This is a genomic window from Streptomyces bobili (assembly GCF_002154575.1).
In the GTDB taxonomy this organism is placed as follows: Bacteria; Actinomycetota; Actinomycetes; order Streptomycetales; family Streptomycetaceae; genus Streptomyces; species Streptomyces bobili.
Map to the genome: position 1 here is coordinate 1 of NZ_MUBA01000544.1, position 2,571 is coordinate 2,571.

The window sequence follows — 2,571 nt, forward strand, 5'->3', positions numbered from 1 at the left end:
CGCGCTGATGGCGAATGCCAGGACGAGCTTCGCCGAGATCGGCACGGCGGTCGGGCTGTCGGCGACCGCGGTCAAGCGCCGGGTGGACCGGCTGCGGGACAGCGGCGTGATCACCGGGTTCACGGCGACGGTGCAGCCGTCGGCGCTGGGCTGGCGTACGGAGGCGGTGGTGCGCAACCATCCGGAGATCACCGCGGCGATGACGGTGACGGGCGGCGCGGACGCGCTGCTGCATGTGCGGGCGCGGGACGTGGGGCACTTCGAGGAGGTGCTGGAACGCATCCGGGTGGAGCCGTTCATCCGCAAGACGATCAGTGTGATGGTGCTGTCGCACCTGCTGCCGGAGAGTCCGGAGGCGGGCGCCACCCACGCGGCCCCGCACGCCGACCCCCCGGACGCATCAGACGTGCGCTGAGCGGGGCAAAGACGCAGCGTTCCTGCGTCAACACGCAACCCTTCTTCCTTGTCGGGCGTCCCGGTCGCTTTCTACCGTGGTGTCAACCCCAAGTCGACAGCGCAGGAAAAGCGGAGGAACCCCTCTGTGACCGTCAGCCGTGTGCCCAGCCTTCGGCGCTTCCTCGTCTGCGAACCCAGACATTTCGCCGTGCAGTACGCGATCAATCCCTGGATGTGTCCCGACTCCCCCGTCGACGTCGACCTCGCGCACGAGCAGTGGCGGGCGCTGATCCGCGCCTACCGTGCGCACGGCCACACCGTCGACACCGTCGAGCCCGCCCCCGGGCTGCCCGACATGGTCTTCGCCGCGAACTCCGCGGTCGTCGTCGACGGCCGCGTCTTCGGCTCCCTCTTCCACGCGCCCGAGCGGCGCCCCGAGTCCGGCCACTACGACACGTGGTTCAAGACGGCGGGCTTCGACGTCCACCGGCCCGAGTCCGTCTGCGAGGGCGAGGGCGACCTGGTGTGGACCGGCCGGTACATGCTGGCCGGCACCGGTTTCCGCACGGCCCGTGAGGCGCACCGGGAGGTGCAGGAGTTCTTCGGGCACCCGGTGGTCAGCCTGACGCTCGTGGATCCGCACTTCTACCACCTCGACACCGCGCTGTTCGTGCTCGACGGCCGGCCCGGACACGGAAACATCGCGTACTACCCGGAGGCGTTCTCGCCCGGCAGCCGTGAGGTCCTCGCGCGGCTCTATCCGGACGCGGTGCTCGCCACCCGTGACGACGCGATGACGTTCGGGCTGAACTCCGTCTCCGACGGCCGCAACGTCTTCATCGCGCCGCGCGCCGAGGCGCTCGCCGGCCGGCTCGCCGACCGCGGCTATGTCCCTGTCCCCGTCGACCTCTCGGAGTTCCAGAAGGCCGGAGGTGGCATCAAGTGCTGCACTCAGGAGATCCGTTCATGACCGCACCCGCCCGTACGCGTACGTCCGCCGACCTGATCCGGGCCGAGGAGCCCGTCCTCGCGCACAACTACCACCCGCTGCCCGTGGTCGTCGCGCGCGCGGAGGGGACGTGGGTGGAGGACGTCGAGGGGCGCCGCTATCTCGACATGCTGGCCGGATACTCGGCGCTGAACTTCGGGCACCGCCACCCGGCGCTGATCGAGGCGGCGCACCAGCAGCTCGACCGGCTGACGCTCACCTCCCGCGCCTTCCACCACGACCGGCTGGCCGAGTTCGCGCAGCGGCTCGCCGCGCTGACCGGGCTCGACATGGTGCTGCCGATGAACACGGGCGCCGAGGCCGTCGAGAGCGGGATCAAGGTGGCCCGCAAGTGGGCCTACGAGGTGAAGGGCGTCCCGGCCGACCGGGCGACGATCGTGGTCGCCGCGGAGAACTTCCACGGCCGTACGACGACGATCGTCAGCTTCTCGACGGACGAGACGGCACGGGCCGGGTTCGGGCCGTTCACGCCGGGGTTCCGGATCGTGCCGTACAACGACCTGGCGGCACTGGAGGCGGCCGTCGACGAGACGACCGCGGCCGTGCTGATCGAGCCCATCCAGGGCGAGGCCGGGGTCGTCATCCCGGACGACGGCTATCTGGCCGGGGTGCGGGAGCTGACCCGGCGCCGGGGCTGCCTCTTCATCGCCGACGAGATCCAGTCCGGGCTCGGCCGGACGGGGCGGACTCTGGCCGTCGAGCACGAGGGGGTCGTCCCCGACATGCTGCTGCTCGGCAAGGCGCTGGGCGGCGGGATCGTGCCGGTGTCCGCCGTCGTGGCGCGGCGGGACGTGCTGGCCGTGCTGGGGCCGGGTTCGCACGGGTCGACGTTCGGCGGGAATCCGCTGGCGGCGGCGGTGGGAACGGCGGTCGTGTCGCTGCTGGAGACCGGTGAGTTCCAGGCGCGGGCGGCCACGCTCGGCGGTGTCCTGCGGGACGGGCTGACCGGGCTGGTCGGCCGGGGTGTCGTCGCGTTCCGCGCGCGCGGGCTGTGGGCCGGGGTCGATGTGGACCCGGCGGTCGGGACCGGCCGGGAGATCGGGGAGCGGCTGCTGGCGGAGGGCGTCCTGGTGAAGGACACCCACGGCTCGACCATCCGGCTGGCCCCACCCCTGACGATCACGGAGGACGAGCTGGGGACGGCGCTGGAGTCGCTGAGAGTCCTC

The 2,571-nt window shown here is 71.7% G+C and carries 3 protein-coding genes; all 3 read left to right on the forward strand.

The window, feature by feature from the left end; genetic code table 11:
- Positions 1-415: Lrp/AsnC family transcriptional regulator (locus tag BZL64_RS33080; protein WP_107430387.1), on the forward strand; the 415-nt coding region annotated here is incomplete at its 5' end.
- 126 nt (positions 416-541) lie between these two features.
- Positions 542-1,366 (forward strand): dimethylargininase, encoded by an 825-nt coding sequence (gene ddaH, locus BZL64_RS33085; RefSeq protein WP_086772796.1) that lies wholly within the window; start codon positions 542-544, stop codon positions 1,364-1,366.
- The coding region (gene rocD / locus BZL64_RS33090) for an ornithine--oxo-acid transaminase (protein WP_086772797.1) at positions 1,363-2,571 on the forward strand (1,209 nt) is incomplete at its 3' end. The genes ddaH and rocD, both read left to right, overlap by 4 nt.